The organism is Rhodoferax sp. LS1R11 (genome assembly GCF_056521395.1).
In genome coordinates, this window is sequence record NZ_JBWMAW010000002.1 from 142,313 (window position 1) to 165,334 (window position 23,022).

Here is a 23,022-nt window from a genome sequence, read left to right on the forward strand (position 1 = left end):
CAAAGAACCACCTGGGCTGACATGGGGCACCACAATCGTTTTTGCCAGTTGCGCCACCTGTGCATTGCGCTCGTAGGCCAGTTGCTGCGTCAGGCGTCCCGCAGTCGTTACACCACCACTGCGGGGCTGTCCGCCGCAATTAAAACCTTTAATACCGACTGCTCCAGCGGAGAATGAAATCCGCTGACCACCACTTGTTTGGCTTTAGCTTGCAGCAAAGCCCAGTCCATCGCGGCGCGAATTGCGCTACCAGGACACTGACGAGAGGCGAAAAAAGCCGTGAGCGCACCATCCAGAAAATCACGATTGCCACAACCAACAAGCTCTCCAACGCAGCCATGCGTCCAAAGGTTGAGGGATGAGGGTTTACCCTTCATAAAACCCGTCGCGGATAATGAAAATTCGTGCACCCCATTGATCTACAAGGATTTTTCACTTCTTTCAATTTCATTATCCAAGCCAAAAGATAATGAATACGTCAAATCCGTCAGCCCAGCCAGCTCCGGTTTGGTGTAACTGGCTTGCTGGCGCGACGCTGCGGGCAAAGCCAGCAGCACACCTTGCGCCACCCACTGGCGTAGCTGCTTGGAGGCCGCCAGCGTATCCAAGCCCGAAATCTCGCGCAGCTTGCCATTGGCGATAGGACCATTGCGATCAATCCAGTCACTCACCTGCACCCACAGCGGTGGCCGCTCCTCATTCAGAAAGGTCACCAGCAGCGTGGGCACTGCTGCATCCAACTGTTCGCGGTACAAAGGTTCATACAAATTAGCCTGCGCCATCTGTGCAAACATCATCGGCACGCCTTCTCCAGCATCCACATTCGGCGGATTGGGAAATTCGCGCAAATGGCGGGCCAGCAAACTGTTACGCGGCATCGAGCCCGCCTTGTCAATAGTCGCGGGTGTCAAATTACCGGGCAGCCGCCCAGGGCTTTCAACCTCGACGCGGTCATCAAAAATACGAATGTGAATGTCCCGGTTCAGCCGGTAGTCACGGTGCACGACAGCATTGGTGATTGCCTCTTTGATCACTCGCTCAGGAAAACGGTAGCGCGTCTTGAAGCCCGAACCCTCCATCGTCAGGCCCTGCGCTAACCGCTCCAACACATAGGCCTGCGCCTTGGCAATCTGCTCCACCACAGGGCCAGTAATGGTTTTGGGCGGCAATAGCAAATTTGGCACCTCTCCACGCTGCACCGCCCGTCCCTTGTAGTGAAACACACGAATATCAGCCCGCATGCTTTGCCCGGCCAGCAACGCCCCCGGCTCATCGGCAAACAGCAACAACGCCGCCAGCAAGGGCTGCAAACCATCCGCCCCAGGCACTGCAAGCCCTAACTTGGGCAAGCGCACCGCCAAATCAAAATCAGCCAGACCGCGCGTGGTGCAATAACTGCGCCACGCATCAGACTCCAGCAGGTTCAGCGCCACCGGCATGGGCAGGGTTTCCGCACTCTTCACGCCCCGCTGGTAAGCCAAATCGGCAATTTCTGCCGCACTCAGTTCCCGGTTGCTGGCATCCATGCGCGTCCAGGTGCCATTGCCCACAATGGAATGCACCTGGTCGCTCTTTTCCACACGCAACAGCACCACATGCCCAGGCTGGCCGTTGTGCAAGGTGCAGGGCACGCGAATCCAGTGCAGTTTGGTAATAGATGGGGTAAAGCGGGTTAACAGCTCGGTGCGAAAGTTGTCAAACCCTTCCGCATTTTCTTCCACACCAAAAAGGCGGCTCTGCGGCTTGTCACCGGGCTTGAGCGCCTTGACATCGCCAACGCCAATCACCAACAACCCGCCATCGGTATTGGCGAAGGCACAGATGGCTTCGTACATGCGGCTTTGTTTGCCACTGATGCGTTTGAAGTCGAGTGTGCGGCTCTCGTGCGCGGCCAGTAGTGCAGTGATGCGATCGGCGGCTTGGGCGGGGGATGGGTCAATCATCGTCACAGCGCCAACAGCTTCGTTTCAAACCGCGCAAAGCTAACCGAACGACGGAGCCGACGGAGATCAAGGGGTGCCGCTTTCAGCACATTTACAGCATGCACCCGATCTTCATAACGCGTGCCGCGAGCGGCCTTAAAGTGGTTGTTCATGACCGCCTTGGGCTGCGGCACATGGTCCGGCTTTTTGACTTGTTTTGCCACATACGGGTGTGGATTAGTTGAAAGGTACGCACAGATGGCATGTTCGCTGGCCAGCAACCAGCTCTCCAGCTCCTGCTCCACACACACCAAGTACACCGGCTGATTCTGCAATCCCTCTTTGGCCAGCGCATCCAGCAAGGTCTGCCGTTCTGCCGCGCGACAGGGTTTGTCTTTCTTGTCCGGCCATGCCGGGCGCAAGTCCCACACAATCAACACCCGCTCGCACCCATCGGCCAGCAATACTTTTGCCACCTCGGCGGCTTCAGCCAACAATTTCAGCTTGTTGTCCATCGTGCGTGAGATCAATTTCACGCCCGGTCGGAGCTGGCCCGCCAAGTATTCGCACACCTGCTTGTCTGCCCCCTGCGGCCCACATTCAAAAACAAAGCCAATGCTCATGAAGCCAACCCGGTCAAGTTGCCCATGGTGTACAGCTTGCCCGGTGCAAACTCTTCCGCCCAGCGCTGCAGATTGGCTTGATCCGCAGGTCGGGTAAAACGTGGATGCCCTTGCGCGTCACGCTCCACCACTACCAGATGCTCCAGTGTCAACAAATCCAGCAAATACGGTGAATGGGTCGTCACAATGACCTGCGTCACGCCAGACAGCACGGCATTGCGAATTTCTTCCACGATCAAATGCACGCTGCGCGGGTCTAGTCCGTTTTCAATCTCTTCCACAACGATCAGCGGCGGCGGCTTGGGGTGGCGCAGCAAGGCCAGCAGCGCCAGCATCCGGAGCGTGCCCGTGGACAGCAGCCAGCCGGGGACCTTGAAATCACCCTCGGTGAGCTGTAGCCAGGCTTTACGCTCCAGCTCAGACGTGATGGCCGGTTGCAGGTCCCGTGCGTAGGGCAGCACATAAGCCATGGTTTCGATAATGCCTTCTAAGGCCCGCGAGTCCAGATCGCGCAGTTCCAGCAGAAACTCCGCAATGTTGGAGCCATCTCGGGCCAGGCGCATTTGTCCCCCCGTGCGCTTCTGCGGCAGCGGGTAACCCATGCGCTCGGGTGACAGAGTCAAGAACTGCCACGAATCCACGAGCTTGGCATATTCCAGAAGGTAAAAGTTCTTACCCAGGCTGGAGATACCCGAACGCCAAAGCGTTTGAAAATGTTCACGCTCCACGGGACTGAAAGACGAAAGTGCAGCGTGGCCTTTGCAAACCACGGCTTCATCGGTAATGCAATAAGCATTGCGACTCTTGTCGCTGGCCACGGCCAGGCTTAATCGAGTCTTGCCATATGGTCCGGCGATGCGTAAATCAAAACTCATGGGCGTGTCCGCCTTGGCGTACTTGTTTTGCACATGCTCAATGCCCATAAAACGCTGCATGGCCTCGTCAAGTCCACTAACCACAATGGCCTGATACGTTTCAAGTGCCTCGATCAGGCTCGACTTGCCCGCGCCATTGTTGCCAATAAATGCAGTCAGTGGCCCGAGCTTGACCGTACCCGAGTCGCGCACCGCCTTGAAATTTTTGACCTTGATGGAATCCAGAATCATGTGGCTAGCCTTTTTTCAAAGTAGTTGAATTGACCATGGCAATCAACTTGCTAAAAAACTGATGCACATCTTCATGAATCTCATCAGCGGTCATGACTGCGGCGACCCGCTCACGCAGCACTTCGACTTTTGGATCACCGCTACGCAGCGTATGGAAAAGAGAGCTATCGTTCTTGAAGAGAATCCGCTTGCCATCGACCTCCTGGAAGATGTTGGCAGATACATTTCGCCATGTTTTACTTGCGGGCAAGGTCAGGTTTTCATCAGCAAAAAACTGGTCGATGGCTTTCAAGACGTGGTCTGCAAAAAGATCATCCTCTGCTAGTTGCAGCACCTGTAATGCTGCGCGCTTCCAGGCAGGCGGAACAAGCAAATAGTTTTCGATATTCTTTCTGCGCCACTCCGCCAGCGACGGGTTGTCTGCCTTGGGATGAAATGCCTCATCGTTACCGTCATAGTCAAACAGCATCAAACGCTTGACACCGGGAACGATCTGCTGGAGCGCTTCAAAGTGATCATCGGCAAGCTTCTTCATATCCTGCTTGTTGCCACCACCCATAATCTTGAAGTCGATTTTGCTCATTACGGGCAGCGCACCACACTGATGAGCCCAGGCGCGAAGAATGCGCTCATCAGTCTCGCCTTCCACGTAGACGATGTAGGGCGAACCCATCAACATAGTGATTTGGTCATTCGACACCTCAGCCATGGCCCGCAATACTTGCGGTGTGGACTCAATGCGTTTGGGCACTTGCTTGAGCAAAGACAAAATCTGGCTTGGGTCCACCCCCTTGGCAAACTCCTCTGCATGCGTGGCGATCAAAAACTGCACGCCTTTTTCAGCCGATTTTTTCTTGAAATAGTCCAGAATTTCGCGTTGCAGGTTCACGTGCAAATGCGCATCCGGCTCGTCCAGCAAAATGGTGGTGGGCTGGTAGCCATACAAAAAAGCCAGCAAAGTCATGGTTTGGTGAAAACCGCTGCCGCCGGAAATCAAATCGTAGGTTTTGCCGTTTTGCCGGTATTCCACACCAATATGAACGTCTTTGGCTGAGTCGTATTGCGGGGGCAGCAGCTCTACCGAGAACCAGCGCTGGACGACGTTGGCAAGCTCCGTCCAGTCATCGGGCACCTTGTAGCCTTTAATGACCTTGCCGTTCTCGTCTTTGGGTGGCGCTGGGCACACGCGCAGCAGCAAGTTGCGCAGCACACTGCCGGGTTGCCCCTTGCCCACCTGTTGCCGGGTGGGCGCGACATCCAGCCATTTTTCGCTGGGCTCCAGGCCCGAAAAAGGAGGCACAAAAGCAATGCGCGGCAGGTGACTGGATTTCTCGCACTCCCGAAATGCCGCCCAACCCCCAACCGGGGTGGCATAAATGGTTTGAGGCGAGTGATAGCGCAACTCAACGCCAAACTCCCGCGACACATTCGCCGGGTCGCGCCACTCCACCAGAATTTCGATCAGGATAAATTTCTGTTTTTTGGCACCGTTCTCGGTCGGATAAAAGCGGTCCGTGCGGTCCTTCCACAGCAAATTGAACTCCGGCACCGGTAGCGCCGTGAAATTGGGCAATACGATTTGAATGCCGGTGGAGCCGCTGCGTTTGGCGCGGTGGAACTCATCGACACAAAATTGCCAGATAGCCAGCGCCTGCAAGACCGTGCTTTTACCGCTGTTGTTGCGACCCACCAGCAAATCGAAGTCCGTGAAGTCGTACGACTGCTCGCCGACGCTCTTGAAATTACGCAGTGTCAGTCTGTGAATCATTTGATCAAACCTCTTGCAACATCGCGATAGGCATTGTGTGCCGCCACCTTGACAGGCTGGGGCACCAGCGGGAAGGTAGAGAGAATGTGAACGAATTCGGCTTCGGTCAGGCCGTAGAGATGCGCCACCAGGCCATCGAGTTCGGCGCGCAGGCGGGCGCGCTCAGTGGGGTCGGTGGCGCCGTACTCTGCCGTTCGGGCTGAGCTTGTCGAAACGCTTTCCAGGCCCACTGCTTTGGCGAGGTCGTCGAATTCGGGGGTGGTACAGGTAAGGCGGGCGGCGCGGCTGAAAATGGTTCGAAATGCAGCGCTACCCACCTCTAGACTCGGCACCGGCAGCAAATGAATCGCAAACTGGCTGACGTTGGAAGTCACTTGTTGCCGGATGAAATAGTCGGCCACAAAAGAATTCAGCAAGGCACACAAATACAGGCTTGTATCGGGTGCGAGCATCTCGCCAACATTGACGAACAACGAATGCACGACGACCGAATTGGGTGGCAGTACGGTGCAGAAAAGTGTCCGTTCATCTGTATTGCGTGCGATACGCCGAATCGCGATGCGGTAGTGGTGCCAGTCGTCACGTGGGTAAAACCGGGTGGTTTTGAACGTCGCCTCAGAAATCCACCACTTGGGCTTTTCCAGCTGACCGTCAAACTGTCCCATCATCTTGCCCTCCCAAACCACCAGTCCCTGGCCGTTATGATTGAACAAGGGGTGATCTTCCGAGGACATGAATTCACGCGAAATAGATAGCGGCTCGCCCTTGACCCATTTGCCTAGCGGGGTGAACTGTGTCAGCTTTTCGGCAATACCCAGTTCATTGCTTTGCTTGAATTCCATCACCGAGTGGCTGTCGGGTGACAGTCGTTTGACCAGATCCACATCCAGCCACAGCGCGCCCTCTTCGGGAAAGCGGGCGAGTTCCGCCACATCATGACGCATGAAAGCAGCAGGAAAGCGTTTGGTGCCACCCCCGCTGGCCTCTTCCATCGCTTGCGGGGCCAGCAAATCGTCAGGCGGCGCGCTGGCGTTGGCTTCGCCGGTTTGCTGCAAACGTAGCGTGGCGGATTTTTCAAACGTCAGCACGACGAACTTGAAGCGGCTATCCACGCCTTCGAAAACCGTCTTACGGTTTTCGAAGCAAAACATACCCTCAATTTGCGTTTGCGTAAACAGCAGGTCGCGCAAGCCCTTGGTTCCGAGGTCGTTGTAAATGCCACTGGGAATGACGATGCCGCAATGCCCGCCCGGGCGCAGCAGGTGGAAACTGCGTTCGACAAACAGCTTATACAGGTTGACATCGCTACCGGCCTTTTTTCCTCCGACAACTGCGCTTTGGTGCTTGTACTCTGGCGCGCTTCTGAACCAACTGCTCATGTGCGGAAAGCGACTCTCATAAGCCAACCAGGCTTGTCTGACCTCAGCGTTTTGGAGTAATTTGCCTTGCTCTTTTTCAAAGTCCGCGATAGCCATTTTGTTAGTCGTGACCACGCTGGAATATTCTGCAAAAAACTCCTTGGCCTGCGGTTTAAAAATCTCCCATGGCGGATTGGCTAAAACAATGTCAAAGCCACCGCGCCTTTGCACGATGTCGTCAAAAACGTAGCCCCAATGGAAGGGGGTTTGAGCCTGAATATCGCGGGTTTCAATGGGGCGTTTTTTGGGTTTGCCTAATGTGTGCTTGACCGCGTCCCAAGTGGCTTCTTCAAACTTCACTTGCAATTTTTCAAACTGGTCACGCAGCAACTCGTTCATGACGCCGTTGGCGAGCTGCATTTCGTTATCAATGTCGTCGCGTAAATCACGCAGATTCGACTTTTTCACCACTTCTGCAGCATGGCGGTACGTATCTAATTTGCGGTTCTTGGTGCTCAGCAGTTCTGCAAAGGGCCTTGGTTTTGTCTCGGAAAACAAACCAAGCTGCGTGTTTATTTGATTGAACTCCACCTGATTCACCCGCATCAAGCCGACCAGCGAATTGCCCGCCAGGATGTTGAAGTCAATATTGGGCAGCGGCTCCAGGTCTTCCACCTTGCGCACGCTGGACACCATCGCTAGAAAGAGACGCAACTTGGCGATCTCACAGGCCTCTTCCATGATGTCCACGCCGTGCAGGTTGTCGGTGACGATACGGCGCTTGATGTAGTAGCCCACGCTGGCATGGTCTTGCTGGATGTGGGTCAGCCAGTTTTTCAGTTCGCTGCTGGCGCCCATTTCGGCACGGCCCACGATGGCGTAATAGACGTTGATCAGGCACTTGAGCGCGGCCACCAAAAAAGCGCCCGACCCCACCGCCGGGTCGAGGATAGTGATGCTGGGCAGCACGTCGTTGACCAGCTTGAGGGCGGTGCGGGCGTCCATACGGGCCAGCAGGTCCGACACGGTATCGAACTTGACTTCTTTCAGACCCAACTCGGGCATGGCGGGCTCATGCACCCGCTCCAGAATCATCTTATGAATGCTGCGCTCGGCCAGGTAGCCGGTGATTTCGGGCCGGGTGTAATAGGCGCCAAAGGCTTTTTGGTTGATGTATTTTTCAAAGATGTAGCCCAGCACGTCCGGATTGATTTCGTCCGCGTCGCCGCCGGGCGTGTCGTCAAGATGCCAGGTGAAGCTGGCAAACAGATTGAAGATGCCTTCAAACGCGGCATCGGCCACGGTGAGCGTGGTGCCTACGCGCGGCGTGTGGTCGGCGTCCAGCTCCAGCTTGTGGTGCAGGAACAGGCCGCCGTTGAGGTAGGGGATTTGGCCGGTCAGCGCGCGTGCTTCTGGGCTGCGGTCGGCCTCAGGCTTGGCGAAGGCTTCGAAGAACAGGGCGTTAAGGAATTCGCCAAAGAAACGGTTAGGGCCGCATTGCTCACTTTTTTGTAGCTGCTCACGCAGGTAGTCAAAGCGCTGGAGGTCTAAAAAGCCCTTTTTTTGCAGGAACCAGACAAACATCAGCCGGTTGAGCAGCACGCTGGCGTACCAGCGTTTGTCGCGCTCGTTGTCTATGCCCTTGATGTGGGCGAGCAGTTCCAGGTGCTGCTGCTGGTAAGCGGTGAAGAATTTTTTGGTGGTTTTGTCCACATCCAGCGCGGCCTGGATGCGGCGCGCGGCTTCCAGCACGGGCAGGCGGCCGGTGGCGTCCAGCTCGGACAGCTCCACCACCATGGCCTGCAGTTTGGATGCGAACAGGTCCACCGGCTGGCCGCGAAAGTAGTCATGGCGGCGGGCGGTGAGCCGGGGTTTGCCGGTCTCGGGATGCTTGTCGCGCTTGACCCAGTACCACTGGCTCTGGCTGGCCTTGTCTTGCCGGTCGGTGAAGATCAGCAGGTTTTCAACGTGGCTGTGGGCAATGTGTTTCCAGACGCGCAGGCGCTGGGCTTCGTCGGGCCAGCCGCCATCGGCCACGACCTGAATGGCGACCACGCCGCCGAGTTCGGCCACGGTGCGGCGGGTAAAGGGGGTATCAAAGGCTGCGTCAGATTGCCAGTTGCCGTCAGCGGGGGCGCGGTTCCAGCCGAGAACGTCCACAAACAGGCGTGCGAAGTCAAAGGCAGAGAGGTGCGCCTCGAAGCTGGTGAAATCAAGTTTGGCCATTTTTATAAATTATTCAATCCGAAACAAGGCCAAGAGAACACACTACGCGCGGCTCGCGCAAGGTGGCATCGTCTTCGGCATAGGTCAGGCGGCCTTCTTCTCGCAGGGACTTGACGGCACCGGCGAGTTCTTCTTCATTGACGCCACTGCGCATCAGGCGGTTGAGCAGATCCGCCGATGTTTCAAGGAGGGGGCGCTGGTACATGTCATCCAGCGCGCGCTCAAGTTCTTCGTCGCGGAACAGGGTTTTCATCTGCTCAGTGGCATAAGGCTTCAGGCGTTCGTAAGCGCGGCGGCGCGGGCTGCTGGGGCGGCCCAGGCCACCGCCTACGGCTTTATCCTGGCTCACGGCGAGTTGCAAGCCATTGGCGACCAACTCATGATGGTTGCTGAGCCGCAACACGGCAGGCGTGCCGGACGGGCATTCGGCAGCGCGAAGAATGGTGAACTGGGACTCGGTGACAGTCTTGCCATTAGGTCCAACCCAAGCGAGGTGGTCATTGCCCTCCGGTGACTTGACATACACCAGTGCGCCGCCTTTATTGGCATCTGCGCCCAGCAAGGGGAAGCGTGCGGCATCCAGCGCAAAGGCTTTGGCCGAATACACCACGGGCGGCAAGGATTCGACGGTGCGAGCGAGGTCCGGGTTGTCTTGCGTGGCTTGTTTCCATACCTGCCAGGCGTAAGAGGCCAGGTCCACCTCGTCGTCAGTGTCGTCCAGCACGCCTTGTTTCTCGGTGTAGAGATCGCGGATGGTGTTAGCTTCTTCGTCTTCAAAAAAGGATTCGTCGGTGCCGACCACTTCGGCGTTTTCTTGCAGACGCTGGCGAATGCGAGAGCGCAGCTGAATGAGCTGCTCCACGCCATCAGCCGGCAAGAAGGAGTAGCAATAAATCTCCTCGGCCTGCTGCCCAATGCGGTCAACCCGGCCTGCGCGCTGAATCAGGCGGATGATGGCCCAGGGCAGGTCGAAGTTGACGACGACATTGCTGTCTTGCAAGTTCTGTCCTTCAGAGAGCACATCGGTACAAATCAGTACCCGCACTTCATCGGTTTTGGCGACCACTTTGTTGTTGGACTTGGGTGAGAAACGACAGGCCAGGGCATAGGGGTCGGCGCTGGCGCCGGTGGCGACCTCAACGTGGGTAACGCCAGCCAGCCGCATCTCGCGAGCCAGATAGCGGGCCGTGTCTGCAAACTGGGTGAAGATGAGTACCTTGGCTTTGGCATGCGTTTGGGTGATGAGGCGGCGCAAGGCCAACAGCTTTTGATCATGCACCGGGTCCCACTGGCCTTGAGCGCTCAGGAGTTCGCTCAGCGTTTGGGTGTCTTGTGCCAGGTCTTCTGCAAGCTTGGTTTTAAACAAGCCGGGACGTATCCACTTGAACCGCTTTTTGTATTGGTTGGTGTATTGCTCATACACGGCCTTGGCGCGGGCCATGTCATCCGGGACGCCGTCTGCTTCTGTTGCGGCGTCCACCAGTCCGTCGAGCAGGTCTTCGGGGTCACCTTCTACGCCGTCGGCATCTTCGTCGACCCGCTCCAGATCCAGCAGGCCTGCGTCCAAAACGCCGATGGGTAAATCAAGCCCGTTTTCAATGGCATAAAGGTAAATCTGGTTGCGCAGAATGTGCCGATCAATGGACTGCAGGAACGAGAAACCATTCGACTCCAGCCGCTTGAACAAGTTGGTGCGGCAAAAACCCATCAAGCGTTTGCCCGCGCGACCCAGGTTTTCAATAATTTTTCGCTCAGGCGCGGTCGCTGATTTTTCAGCTTGTGGCTCTACATAAAGACCCAACCCATAGCGCGGCACATGCAGTTCATTGATTTGGTCAACAACCGCAGGCGAATAGAGCCGGGCATAGCGGTCCGCCGGATCTGCCTCATCGACGGCGAACTGGAGCGACACGGGTTTGCGCACGGGGAAGTAGCGTTTTTCACCATCTTTACCGGCAATGAAACGGCGGCCATGTTGATCAGCCTCGGTGTAATGCTGGATGATGAAGCTGCGGGTTCGCCGCACCATATACAAACGAATCAACTCGCGCCAGTCATCAAACTCATCGCTCTTTTCAATAGCGAGGATGGAGTTAACCCGGCACTGGTACTTGCGCTCAAACTCGGCTTCACCAATACCAGTTTTCCGCATGAAACGCTCAGGGCGAATGCCGATATTGGCTTTTTCGTCGATGAATAGGCGCAGTTGTGACGACAGGTCGGCCTTGGTCTTGTTGTACGGTGTGGCCGTAAGCAGAATGACCTTGGCATCGCAGCTCTTGATGTAATCAGCAATGGCTTTGTAGCGACGCCCCTCGCGGTTGCGTAGGTTGTGGCTTTCGTCAATCAACACCAGTCGATAGGGTTTGAGTGCAGGCAACTTTTTGGTAACTTGCGAGACCGGTAACACCATGCCGCGCAGGCCGTACTCCGTGCGGTAGCCCTCCCACATCGGCTCCAGATTTTTGGGGCAAATGATCAAGGTTTCATAACCCAGATCATCCTCAAACATGCGGGCCAGTGCAGTGGCCATAATGGTTTTACCCAGACCCACCACGTCGCCAATCATCACGCCGCCACGGCGGTGCAGGTGGCGGGCGGCGATCTTGACCGCACTTTTTTGGAATTCAAACAGCTCCTGTTCAAACCGGGCGGGCAAGCGAAACTGGCTCAAACCCGCGCGCGCTTCGGTGCTGAGGTGGTAGGCGATGTTCAAATAAATGTGATGTGGAGGAATCGGTTCTTCACGAGCCCAGCTGTTTTCGATGATGGTGGCCAAGTCAACCGACACATCCAGCGCCCAACGTTCATCCCAACGGGCGTTGAACCACTTGGAGAGTTTTTCTGTGCCCAGATGGTCCAGCACATCGACATTGAGCTCGCCATGGCGAGACAGGCCCGATAGCGTGAGGTTGCTGCTGCCAACAAACCCGGTAACGGGGTTATTCGCGTCGTCACGAAACAGCAGATAAAGCTTGGCATGCAGTGGGTAAGGAAGAAAGAGCTTAACTACAACCTGGCCTGCGCGCAGCTGACGAGCTAAGCGGCGCAGACCGGCTTCATCCTGCCCAGTAGGAATTCCCAAGGTGATTTGTTCGCGTAGATGAGCGGCAAACTGCGTTTTTAGTCGGCTAGCCGTGGCGTTGTCGATCAAGCCAGACTCATCGGTCTGGCGATACAGCTCACGAATTTCTTCATGTGGCGGTCGCTGCATGCCCACCAGCACCCGACACACTTGGCCAGCGGCTGGGTCCCATGACGTGATCAGGTCATCAATGGCCTGCCAACCCCGCAAGTTGAGATACCCCACACAGAAATCGGAGCGTTTGGAGACTTGCATGGTGGCGCGCAAAGCACCCAGCAAATCCTGGTCAATGTTGTCAAATATGCGAGCCATTGTGTAACTTGATGCCGGTTTCCCTGATTTTCCCATTGTGCCTTCATCAACACCGGCTTTTTGGACCGCACCGGCGACGAAATGCACACCGCCATGCAAGCGGGTCCCATGATCCGCAAGGGCGACATGAAGACCAGCGCCTGGATTGCCGCCTACGAGCGCAGCAACGTGTTGGTCGGTTTGAGCTGCGGCCTGCGCGGCAAGGCCCAGATCGGCAAAGGCATGTGGGCCATGCCCGACCTGATGGCCGCCATGCTGGAGCAAAAAATTGCCCACCCCAAGGCCGGTGCCAACACCGCCTGGGTGCCCAGCCCCACCGGCGCCACACTGCATGCGCTGCACTACCACCAGGTGCTGGTCAGCGACATCCAGAAGGAGCTGGAAAAGATCGACTTCAACAAGGAGCGCGACACCCTGCTCACCGGCTTGCTGACCGTGCCCGTCACCGCCACCCCCAACTGGACCGCCGCTGAAAAGCAGCAGGAACTGGACAACAACGCCCAGGGCATTCTGGGCTACGTCGTGCGCTGGGTCGACCAGGGCGTGGGCTGCTCCAAGGTGCCCGACATCCACAACGTGGGCCTGATGGAAGACCGCGCCACGCTGCGCATCTCCAGCCAGCACATGGCCAACTGGCTGCATCACGGTGTCGTCACCGAAGCACAGATCACCGAAACCTTCGAGCGCATGGCCGCCGTGGTGGACAAGCAAAACGCCGGTGACCCGCTGTACAAGAACATGGCGGGCAACTTTGAGACGTCGATGGCTTACAAGGCGGCTTGTGATTTGGTGTTCAAAGGCCTGGCACAGCCCAGCGGCTACACCGAGCCCTTGTTGCATGCGTGGCGACTGAAGGTGAAGGCTGAGGCGGCGGCGAAAACGGTTGCCACTGCGGTCTGATGAATGCTATTTAATTGATAGCCACCTGCGCACGATGGCCGTGGGCTAGCGGCTGATTTGATACATAACTTCGTGAAAACGGCACCTGCGGGTGCCGTTTTTGATGGTGCTTGAGTTTGATGGCGCTGTTGGCACAAGAAAGTCAGGAAACTAAATAACTGAGAAAAGCGAAGTCCTATTCGCAGCCATGACTCGTAAACCTAACTGGCTTTAGCCGCCACATTGGTCCGCGCCATGTGCATTTTTTTGTAGCTGTCGATCAGGCGGCGGTGCCTGTCGAGCCCCTCCAGTTCGATGCTGGTTGGGGTCAAGCCAAAAAATCGCACGCTTCCGTCCACTGAGCCCAGCGCCGCGTCCATCCGCGGATTGCCATACATCCGGCGGAAATTGACCACGTAATCGTCCAGTTCCAAGTCATCATCGAGCCGCACCTCCAGCACCACGTTCAAGGCTTGATAAAACAATCCGCGCTCGACCGTGTTGTCGTTGTACTGCAGGAAGGCGCCCACCAGCCCGTGCGCCTCCTCCAATTGCTGCAAGGCGAGATGAATGAGCAGCTTCAACTCGAGAACTGTCAGCTGGCCCCAGGCCGTATTTTCGTCAAATTCGATGCCGATCAACGTGGCGATGTCAGAGTAGTCGTCCAGCTCGTTGTTATCCAAACGCTCAAGCAGTGCTTCCAGGCTGGCGTCGTCCAGGCGATGCAAGTTCAAGATATCTGCGCGGAACAACAATGCCTTGTTGGTGTTGTCCCAGATCAAATCGTCTACCGGATAAATTTCCGAATAGCCGGGCACCAAAATCCGGCAAGCAATGGCGCCCAGCTGGTCATAGACCGCCGTGTACACCTCTTTGCCCATGTCTTCAAGAATGCCGAGCAAGGCCGCGGCTTCCTGCGCATTGGAATTTTCACCCTGGCCAGAAAAATCCCACTCGACAAAATCGAAATTCGCTTTGGCGCTGAAAAAGCGCCACGACACAATGCCGCTGGAATCGATGAAGTGTTCGACGAAGTTGTTTGGCTCAGTCACGGCTTCACTTGCAAAGGTTGGCCGAGGCAAATCGTTCAGACCTTCAAAGCTGCGTCCCTGCAGCAATTCCGTCAGACTGCGTTCCAACGCCACCTCGAAGCTTGGGTGCGCGCCAAACGAGGCAAAGACACCGCCTGTGCGCGGGTTCATCAGAGTGACGCACATCACCGGGTAGGTCCCGCCCAGCGATGCATCCTTCACCAGCACCGGAAAGCCTTGTTCTTCCAAGCCCTGAATGCCGGCCAGAATGCCAGGGTATTTCGCCAGCACGTCGTGCGGCACGTCAGGCAAGGCGATTTCACCTTCCAGAATTTCGCGCTTTACCGCCCGTTCGAAAATCTCCGACAGGCATTGCACCTGCGCCTCCATCAGCGTGTTACCGGCACTCATGCCATTGCTCACAAAGAGGTTTTCGACCAGGTTGGACGGGAAATACACCACTTCGCCGTCCGAATGCCGCACAAAGGGGAGCGAGCAGATACCGCGCTGGGCATTGCCGGAGTTGGTGTCGATCAGATGCGAGCCACGCAACTCGCCATCGGGGTTGTAAATGGGCAGGCAGTACGCATCCAGAATTTCAGACGGTAGCGCATCTTTACGGCCAGGCTTGAACCAGCGCTCGTTCGGGTAATGGACAAACCCCGCGTTGGCGATGTCTTCACCCCAAAACGCACCGGCGTAGAAATGGTTGTTATTGAGGCGCTCGATATATTCGCCCAACGCCGACGCCAACGCGCTTTCTTTGGTCGCTCCCTTGCCATTGGTAAAACACATCGGCGAGTGCGCATCACGGATATGCAAGGACCACACATTAGGAATGATATTGCGCCACGAGGCGATTTCAATCTTGATGCCCAAGGCCGCCAGAACGCCCGACATATTGGCGATGGTTTGCTCTAGTGGCAGATCCTTGCCCGCAATATAGGTGCTGGCATCAGAAGCCGGCTTCAAGGTCAGCAAGGCCTGCGCATCGGCATCCAGGTTCTCTACCGCTTCAATCACAAACTCGGGACCGGCTTGCACTACTTTTTTGACCGTACAACGGTCGATGGAGCGCAAAATTCCCTGCCGGTCTTTGTCGGAGAGTTCCGCCGGCAATTCGACCTGGATCTTGAATATCTGCTGGTAGCGGTTTTCCGGATCAACAATATTGTTCTGCGACAGGCGGATGTTGTCGGTCGGAATATTGCGAGTGTCGCAGTACAACTTCACAAAGTAAGCCGCACACAAGGCCGATGAGGCCAGAAAGTAATCGAAAGGACCGGGCGCCGAGCCATCGCCTTTATAGCGAACAGGCTGGTCGGCCACTACCGTGAAATCATCAAACTTGGCTTCAAGACGAAGCTTATCGAGAAAATTGACCTTGATTTCCATGGGGGAGTTTCAAAAATGATGCTCAAAATGAGGTGGCCGTTATTATCCGTCGCCACGCCAACTGAGCATACGTGTCATTGTTTGGTTTGAATGCGGTTTACCTACTCAATACGTTGTGCCTTCAACAACACCAGGCTTCCTGGACCGCACAAGCGACGAGATGCACACCGTCATGCGCAGTGGCCATGCATGGCCACTGAAGGTGAAGGCGGCAGCGGTCTGAAAACGCTACTTAATTGATAGCTGCTTGCGCACGATGGACGTGGGCTAGCGGCCGATTTGATACATAACCTCGAAAAACAACGCCCGCGGGAGAATGACCACAGTCATCAGCACCACCGCCTCAGCCCGCACACGCCAGCCTTGGGTGAAGGCCTTTTGAAAACCCTGCCGACACAAACAGCCGTTTTCAATTCATCAGCTTGCGGTACAGCGTGGCGCGGCCCATGCCCAGCAGGGCGGCAGCGGCGGTGACGTTGCCGCCGGTGCGTTTCAGTGCCGCGTCAATGGCTTGTTGCTGGGTTTGCTTCCAGTTCAGGTCGTCCGCCACGGCGGCGGCTGTGGCGACAACTGCAGGTGGTGGCGTCAGGGCCACGGTCGGGGCCGGTGGCTCGGGCTCATGGGGGAAATGCGCAATGGCAAGCACCTCGTCGGCCTCCAGCAGCGCCAGAGCCAGCCGCAGCGCATGGCGCAGCTGGCGCACATTGCCCGGCCATGACCGGTCTGCAAGCGCACGGCGCAGCTTGGCGTCCAGCCGGTGCGCAGCACAGCCCTGCTCGGCCAGCAAGGCATCGAGCACCGCGTTGAAATCGCTTCGCCTGCGCAGCGGCGGCACGTTGAGCAAAAAACCGCTGATGCGGTAATACAAATCCTCACGAAAGCTGCCTGCGGCCACCAGCGCGCGCAGGTCGCGGTGCGTGGCGCAGACAAAGCGCACATCGGCCCGCACCGCGCGCGTAGCCCCCACGCGCACCACCTCGCCACTGTCAAGCACGCGCAGCAAGCCCACCTGCAATTCAAGCGGCATGTCGCCAATCTCGTCCAGCAACAAGGTGCCGCCCTGCGCCGCCTCGATCTTGCCGGCGCTGCCGCCGCGCCGGGCGCCGGTGAAGGCACCTTCGACATGGCCGAACAACTCGGCCGCCATCAACTGGGGGGCAATGGCGCCGCAGTTGATGGCAATCAGGGGGCCGTCACGGCGGTGGCTGGCCTGGTGCAGGGCACGGGTGGCCACCTCTTTGCCCGCGCCGGTTTCACCGGTGACCAGCACCGGCAAATCGGCGTTGAAGGCGCGCAGCGCCCGGTCAAAGTCGGCCGCAAAAGCCACATCGCCAAACTCGGGCGGGGGCGTGGCAGGAGGCAAGGGCGCCGCACGCGGGGACGTGGCAACGGCTCGTGCCGGCGGCGGCAAGCCCGAGGCACGGGCACGCAACTGCACGCCGCCGCGCAAACGCAAGCGCAGCTCGCCGCTGGCCTGGTTGGCGGCCGTGGCCAGCGCATCAAAGCGGCCGTCAAACAGGTCGCTAAAGCCCAGCCCCTGCGGCACAAAAGGCACGTCGATCAGTTGGCGCGCGGCGATGTTGGCCGCCAGCAGGCCGCCATCGCGGTTGAAGGCAAGCCAGGCCTCTTCGCTCTCGTCCTGCGTTTCCAGCCGCAGCCGCAGAAAGGCCGGGAGCGCCTCGAACAGCGTGCGCTCGATGCGCCGGGCACAGCGCTGGGTCAGGGCTTGCGCGCCTGCCACCAAGCCCGGCATGTCACGCGAGATGTCGACGGCGCCGACCACGCGGCCCTGCGGGTCAAACACCGGGGCGGCGCAACAGTGAAAAATCTGGTTGTCGGCAAAGAAGTGCTCAGGCCCCAGCACGCGGACCACCCGTTGCTCGCTGATGGCCGAGGCCATCGCGTTGGTGCCGATCATCGCTTCAGACAAATCAACGCCGGGGCGAAAGGCCTGCCGCAGGGGTTCGCTGCGCCGGTCGAGGCAGCCCTCAACCGCCAGGGCACGGCCCTGGGCATCGGTCAGCAGCACTGCGTAGCCGGCGTCGGACACGGCCTGAGCCAGCACATCCAATTCAGGCCGTGCGGCCTCCAACAGCGTGCGCTGGGCCTCCAGCAAGCGAGCCAACGCGGCTCGGTCCACCGGGTCAAACTCCACCTGGTCCGAGGCACCGCGCCCCTGGCCACGGCAACGCTGCCACGAGCGCAGCACCGGATCGTCAATCAGCCCGGCCGGGGCATGGCCCTCGTCAAAGAACGCGCGGCGCGCCTGCCAGATGCGTTCGGGGGTGTAGGGATTGAGTTCGGAAATGATCGCTTGTTGCACGGTTTGTCTCCAGGATGGCCAGCGCGTGTGCGTCTCTCTGTCCGTCTCGATGTGAGACCCGTCGTCCCGCTTTGAGGCGCAGTCCCGACAGGATGACATGCAGTTTAGTGCCGGAAAACAGTGACTTTCATAGGGATTACCCGGATAAAAGGCCCCGTCAATGCACTTCATTGCCGTTGTGGCACAGGCTTTGCAGAAGAGGCTGTGTTGAGCGTCTGCCGGGTCAGGCAGCGGGTTCGGCGAAGCGATCAAAAACAAGCATTGGAGACACATTCATGGACACCCTTCTTCATCCGGGCGCCGACCAGGCCCCTTGGGCCGGCAAGATTTACAGCGACGGCTGGGTCGATGCGCAAGGCGGCACAGCAGCGGTGCAGGAGCCGGCCACCGGCGGCACGCTGGGCCGGATTGGCATGGCCTCCAGCGTCGATGTGGACCGCGCAGCGCAAAGCGCCCGTTTGGCCCGCGCGGCGTGGGCCACCACGCCGTTTGACCAGCGCGCCGCCGTGATGCGCGAGGCCGCCCGCTTGCTGAAGGAGCGCGCCGCCGACATCAACCACTGGAATGTGCGCGAATGCGGCTCCATCGGCCCCAAGGCCGAGTGGGAGCTGGGCGCCACCTACGAGCAAATGCTCATGGCGGCCGCACTGCCCATGCAGGCCAACGGGCAGCTGTTTCCTTCGGCCATGCCGGGGCGTACCAACCTGTGGCGGCGCGTGCCCATTGGCACGGTGGGCGTGATTGCGCCGTGGAACTTTCCGTTGCTGCTGGCCATGCGCTCGGTGGCCCCGGCGCTGGCGCTGGGCAACGCGGTGTTGCTCAAACCCGATACGCAGTCGGCCGTGACCGGCGGCCTGCTGATCGCCCAGATATTTGCCGACGCGGGCCTGCCCGCGGGCGTGCTGCATGTGTTGCCGGGCGGCCCGGCCACGGGTGATGCGGTGGTGCGGCACCCGGCGGTGGAGATGATTTCATTCACCGGCTCCACCGCTGTGGGGCGGCAGATTGGCGAGGTGTGCGGCGGCTTGCTCAAGAAGGTGGCACTGGAGCTGGGCGGCAACAATGCCATCGTGGTGCTGGACGATGCCGATCTGGACGCCGCCAGCTCCTGCGGTGCCTGGGGTGCCTTTTTGCACCAGGGGCAAATCTGCATGCAGGCTGGGCGCCACCTGGTGCACCGCAGCGTGGCCGGAGCGTATGCCCACCGCCTGGCGCAGCGGGCCGAGGCGCTGCATGTGGGCAACCCGCACGCTGGCCCGGCGCATCTGGGGCCGGTCATCAATGCCAGGCAGCGCGACCGCATCGACCAGATCGTGCAGGCCTCGGTGGCGCAAGGCGCGCAGGTGCTGACCGGCGGCACGTATGAGGGCCTGTTTTACCGCCCCACCGTGTTGACCGAGGTGCAGCCCACCATGCCGGCATTCACCGACGAAATCTTTGGACCGGTGGCGCCCATCACCGTGTTCGACACCGACGAAGAGGCTGCGGCGCTGGTCAACGCCTCGGCGTACGGGCTGGCCGCAGCCATCCACAGCAGCAACATCTCACGCGCCATGGCGTTGGCCAACCGACTGCACACCGGGATGATCCACATCAACGACCAGACCGTGAACAACGAGTTCCACGTGCCTTTTGGCGGCATGGGGGCCTCCGGCAACGGCGGGCGCTTTGGCGGCCCGGCCAACCTGGATGAGTTCACCCAGAGCCAGTGGATCAGCGTGATGGACAAGCCCATCGTGTATCCGTTCTGACCACCCTGCCCCCATACGCCCATTCCCACATACCGCGTTCCCCCCTTTAAAAAACAACTCCAGGAGACATCCCCATGAACACCCCCACCACTCGTCAGCACGCACTGGGCACCTTGCTCATCGGCGCCAGCCTCACCCTCGCCACGGGCGCCGCCCGCGCCATCGACATTGATGCCGGTGACTACACCGCCTTACCCGCAGGCACCAACGTGGGCCTGGTGTACATGCAGCACGCCGAGCGCAACAGCCTGCACGCCAACAGCAATCAGGTTCCCGGCAACAACGGGCTGGACTCCGACATCGGCATCCTGCGCCTGATTCACTTCACCCAAATTGGCGGCTACACGGTGGACCCCCAGTTATTGCTGCCCTTCGGCAATCTCAGCGGCACCGGCAACATGAGCACGGCGCTGGGGCAGGGTTCGGGCACCGGCGACCTGATCCTGGCCGCCACCGTATGGACCATCAACGAGCCCGAGAACAAGCGCTACCTGGGCATCACCCCCTTCCTGATCGCCCCCACCGGCACCTATGACGCCGCCAAGGCGCTGAACCTGGGCGAGAACCGCTGGAAATACGCGCTGCAGGTGGGCTTCATCCAGGGCGTGGGCGACAAGCTGACCTTCGATCTGGCCGCCGATGTCACCGCCTACGGCACCAATGACCGCGCCAACGCGGCAGGCCAGTCGCTCACCCAGGCTGCGTCTTACCAGGTGCAGGGCTTCATGCGTTATGCCCTCAGCCCCACCTGGGATGTGCGGGCCGGCCTCTCGCGTACCCGCAGCGGTGAAACCAGCCTGAACGGCATCAACCAGGGCAACGCCGCGACCCTCGACAAACTGCAATTGGGCACCGCGGTCTTTGTGGGCCCCAAGACCCAGTTGCTGGCGACCTGGGGGCGGGACCTGGCCGTGGACAACGGCTTCAAGGAAGCTTCGCGCGTGAACCTGCGTTTGCTGCAAGTATTCTGACCACGGCCCCGCGACACCACTGCCTCACACGGAGAAAAAAATGCCCCACACCCCCCACGCTGACGAAGCGTTTCAACCCGCCATCAAGGCCCTGCTGGGCTTGTCCCGGCGCAACTTCCTGCGCTTGTCTGGCGCGGGTGCGGTCACCGCACTGGCAGGCGGCGCCAGTCTGGCGGCGCTGCCCCCCGGTGTGAAGTTCATCAACGACGCGGAAGCCGCCCTCTTCACCCGGCTGGCGCAAGTGGTGCTGCCAGTGGCCGGCAGCACCCTCACCCCGTGGACGCCTGAGGCCCTGCTGCAAACGCTGGACGGCGCGCTGCTGGCCACCATGGAGCCGCACATCCTGACCGGCCTCAAAGGCGGCCTCCAGTATTTCAACGACGGCCCCATGGCCCTCTACCAGAAACGGTTCACCGAACTCAATGACGCCGAAGCCACGCAGTTTTGCGATGCCTGGGGCAACTCGGGCCTGCCACCGCAGCGCGGTCTGACGATGGGGCTGAAAAAGCTCGTCCAGCTCTCTTACTGGGCCAACCCGGCCACTTGGGAGCCCTTGGGCTACGACGGCCCCATGACCAAGCGCCTGGGCCTCAAGTCCCTGGGCAATGCCCCGCTACCCACCCGCTGAACCGCACAACGAGAACACACACCATGAAAAAAACCATTCCAGTGAAGGCCGCCAAGCAGGGCCTCAAGGTCACGCAAGCCAGTGACATCACACAGGAACAACTGCACCTGAAAGCCGACGCTGTGGTCATCGGCTCGGGCGCGGGCGGTGCCATTGCCGCCTACGAACTTGCGCGGGCGGGCAAGACCGTGATCGTGCTGGAGGCCGGCCCTTACGTGCCGTCCGAGAAATTCACCGAGATGCTGGCCGTCTCGATGGCCACGCTCTACCAGGACCACGGCGGGCAGGCCAATATGCACGGCGACATTGCCATCCTGCAAGGCGCCTGCGTGGGCGGCTCTACGGTGGTGAACGCGGCGCTGTGCTTTCGCACACCCGACTATTACCTCAAGCTGTGGGCCAAAGAGTTCGGCCTGACCAACCTCACCACGGCGGTGATGGCACCCTACTTTGAGAAGATCGAACGCAACCTGCACATCCGCACCGTGGAGTCGCATGAGACGAGCCCCGGCGCGGTGCTCATCGGCGCGGGCATGAAAAAGCTGGGCTACCCCGAAGGCAAGGCACGGCGCAACATCAAGGACTGCACGCTCACCGGCGCCTGCTTCAGCGGCTGCGCCTCTGACCGCAAGCAGTCCATGCTGGTCACTTACCTGCCCTGGGCGGTGGCGCATGGCGCCAGCATCTTCGCCGACACCCGTGTCACGCAAGTACTGGCCGAGAACGGCAAGGCCAGCGGCGTGCTGGCCGAGGTAATCGACCCCGCCACCGGCAAAAAGAAAGCCGATGTGCGGGTGGACGCGCCCATCGTGGTGCTGGCGGCCGGTCCGGTCCAAAGCCCGCTGCTGCTGCTCAAAAGCGGCCTGGCCAACAGCAGCATGCAGGTGGGCAAGAACTTTGCGTGCCACCCCACGCTGTCCGTCACCGCGGAGTTCCCCCATGCCGTGGGCGACTTCCATGGCGCAACGCACTCGCTCTACATGGACAAACACACGCTGCCCGACAAAGGCGGCTTCCTGCTGCTCAATGCCATCCAGGACCCTGTGGAGGCCAGCTTCCAGGCCGAGCCCGGCACCGGCAAACCCTACGTGGCCTACATGAGCGGCTACAAAAACACCATCCGCCTGATCAGCCTGATTCACGACAAGAACGTGGGCGAAGTGCGCTGGGAAAACGGCCAGAAACAGATTCACTACACGGTGGACAACGGCGACTTTGAGGCCATGAAAAAAGGGCTGCTGGCCACCGCCCACATTCTCTTTGCCGCTGGCGCCAGCAAGCTCTACCTACCCTCCTCCAACCAGGCCGTGATTGAAAGCGCCGACCAGGTGGAGCGCGTCATCGGGGCGCTCCAGAACGAACCCGCGCGTTACAAATACACATCCTTCCATCCACAAGGCACCTGCCGCATGGGACGCGACCCGAAGACCACGGTCGTCAACCCCTACGGCGAAACCCACGACGTGAAAAACCTCTACGTGGCCGACGCCAGCCTGCTGCCCACCTCAATTGGCTACAACCCTTCGGAGACGGTGTACGCCCTGGCCAGCTACATCAGCGACCGCATCGTCAAGGCGCATGCGTGATGGATGGCTGTTGAATGAATGGCAAGTAACGCGCGTTCAATCAGGGCTGCGGCCCTGT

The 23,022-nt window shown here is 59.1% G+C and carries 13 protein-coding genes and 1 pseudogene; 5 read left to right on the forward strand and 9 right to left on the reverse strand.

Going from position 1 to position 23,022, the window contains the following annotated elements:
• Nucleotides 1-107: 107 nt before the first annotated feature.
• From AC097N_RS03380 to AC097N_RS03410, 7 genes are read right to left on the reverse strand one after another with little or no spacing between them, the layout of a single operon-like run.
• Nucleotides 108-377 (reverse strand): hypothetical protein, encoded by a 270-nt coding sequence (locus AC097N_RS03380; RefSeq protein ID WP_479579333.1) that lies wholly within the window; start codon nucleotides 375-377, stop codon nucleotides 108-110.
• A 42-nt stretch (nucleotides 378-419) separates the two neighbouring features.
• A complete protein-coding gene (locus AC097N_RS03385) occupies nucleotides 420-1,943 on the reverse strand; it encodes an ATP-binding protein (protein ID WP_479579334.1) in 1,524 nt (507 codons plus the stop codon).
• A 2-nt stretch (nucleotides 1,944-1,945) separates the two neighbouring features.
• Entirely contained in the window at nucleotides 1,946-2,545 is a 600-nt protein-coding gene (locus AC097N_RS03390) for a DUF4276 family protein (RefSeq protein ID WP_479579335.1), read from the reverse strand.
• Nucleotides 2,542-3,651: an AAA family ATPase gene (locus tag AC097N_RS03395; RefSeq protein ID WP_479579336.1), complete on the reverse strand. Its 1,110-nt coding sequence runs from the start codon at nucleotides 3,649-3,651 to the stop codon at nucleotides 2,542-2,544. Before AC097N_RS03395 ends, AC097N_RS03390 begins: the two co-directional genes overlap by 4 nt.
• Nucleotides 3,652-3,655: 4 nt before the next feature.
• Nucleotides 3,656-5,419, reverse strand: coding sequence for an ATP-dependent nuclease (locus AC097N_RS03400; protein WP_479579337.1), 1,764 nt, complete (start codon nucleotides 5,417-5,419; stop codon nucleotides 3,656-3,658).
• Complete coding sequence (locus AC097N_RS03405; protein ID WP_479579338.1) at nucleotides 5,416-9,003, reverse strand: Eco57I restriction-modification methylase domain-containing protein; 3,588 nt, start codon at nucleotides 9,001-9,003, stop codon at nucleotides 5,416-5,418. The genes AC097N_RS03400 and AC097N_RS03405 overlap by 4 nt, the downstream gene beginning before the upstream one ends.
• A gap of 13 nt (nucleotides 9,004-9,016) precedes the next feature.
• On the reverse strand, nucleotides 9,017-12,400 hold the full coding sequence (locus AC097N_RS03410) for a helicase-related protein (protein ID WP_479579339.1): 3,384 nt from the start codon (nucleotides 12,398-12,400) through the stop codon (nucleotides 9,017-9,019).
• A gap of 39 nt (nucleotides 12,401-12,439) precedes the next feature.
• Between AC097N_RS03410 and AC097N_RS03415 the strand changes: the two are divergent.
• Nucleotides 12,440-13,300: pseudogene (locus tag AC097N_RS03415) on the forward strand (aldolase/citrate lyase/malate synthase family protein); the annotation flags it as partial.
• Nucleotides 13,301-13,500: 200 nt separating this feature from the next.
• On the opposite strand, the gene AC097N_RS03420 reads toward AC097N_RS03415, so the two are convergent.
• Together AC097N_RS03420 and AC097N_RS03425 are read right to left on the reverse strand one after the other, a co-directional pair.
• Entirely contained in the window at nucleotides 13,501-15,705 is a 2,205-nt protein-coding gene (locus AC097N_RS03420) for an OsmC domain/YcaO domain-containing protein (RefSeq protein WP_479579340.1), read from the reverse strand.
• A gap of 409 nt (nucleotides 15,706-16,114) precedes the next feature.
• The gene (locus AC097N_RS03425; RefSeq protein WP_479579341.1) at nucleotides 16,115-18,028 is read right to left on the reverse strand and encodes a sigma-54-dependent Fis family transcriptional regulator; all 1,914 of its coding nucleotides are present in this window, start codon (nucleotides 18,026-18,028) and stop codon (nucleotides 16,115-16,117) included.
• 275 nt (nucleotides 18,029-18,303) lie between these two features.
• Between AC097N_RS03425 and AC097N_RS03430 the strand changes: the two genes are divergently transcribed.
• The 4 genes from AC097N_RS03430 to AC097N_RS03445 all read left to right on the forward strand — a co-directional run bounded on the left by AC097N_RS03430 (nucleotide 18,304) and on the right by AC097N_RS03445 (nucleotide 22,964).
• Nucleotides 18,304-19,779: a benzaldehyde dehydrogenase gene (locus AC097N_RS03430; RefSeq protein ID WP_479579342.1), complete on the forward strand. Its 1,476-nt coding sequence runs from the start codon at nucleotides 18,304-18,306 to the stop codon at nucleotides 19,777-19,779.
• 74 nt (nucleotides 19,780-19,853) lie between these two features.
• Nucleotides 19,854-20,750, forward strand: a complete 897-nt coding sequence (locus tag AC097N_RS03435; RefSeq protein WP_479579343.1) for a transporter — start codon at nucleotides 19,854-19,856, stop codon at nucleotides 20,748-20,750.
• Between the two features lie 40 nt (nucleotides 20,751-20,790).
• On the forward strand, nucleotides 20,791-21,378 hold the full coding sequence (locus AC097N_RS03440; protein ID WP_479579344.1) for a twin-arginine translocation signal domain-containing protein: 588 nt from the start codon (nucleotides 20,791-20,793) through the stop codon (nucleotides 21,376-21,378).
• A 23-nt stretch (nucleotides 21,379-21,401) separates the two neighbouring features.
• Nucleotides 21,402-22,964: an FAD-dependent oxidoreductase gene (locus AC097N_RS03445; RefSeq protein WP_479579345.1), complete on the forward strand. Its 1,563-nt coding sequence runs from the start codon at nucleotides 21,402-21,404 to the stop codon at nucleotides 22,962-22,964.
• The last annotated feature ends 58 nt before the right edge of the window (nucleotides 22,965-23,022 follow it).